This is a genomic window from Lonepinella sp. BR2357, assembly GCF_051851525.1.
In the GTDB taxonomy this organism is placed as follows: Bacteria; Pseudomonadota; Gammaproteobacteria; order Enterobacterales; family Pasteurellaceae; genus Lonepinella.
In genome coordinates, this window is sequence record NZ_JBPDVG010000035.1 from 1 (window position 1) to 315 (window position 315).

Annotated in this window: 1 protein-coding gene; it reads right to left on the reverse strand. The window is 40.3% G+C overall.

Going from position 1 to position 315, the window contains the following annotated elements; genetic code table 11:
- A partial coding sequence (locus ACTG7L_RS10810) for a hypothetical protein (RefSeq protein ID WP_439328540.1) occupies positions 1–315 on the reverse strand: 315 nt, incomplete at both ends.

Sequence of the window (315 nt, forward strand, 5' to 3'; positions counted from 1 at the left end):
AACTCTGATTGGCGACAACATTGGAGCCGTTGATATTGACGCTTTTATTTTCAGAGAAAATAGACACATTTTCACCACTGATATCACTAGATTCAACTTGGCTGATATTGTGATAATGCCGTTTTATTTCTGTGGTTTTGCTCAACCAGCCTTTATGCGTGGTTTTGACTGCACTCGCCACTTGTTCTTGTTGCTTGCCTGCATGGATATTCACTTCTCCCTGTGAACCAATAACCACATTGCCTTGTTCACTATTGATTTCCGCTTGTCTTATATCGACTTGTTGTTTGCCAATGAGTGTAAGGTTATCTTTGG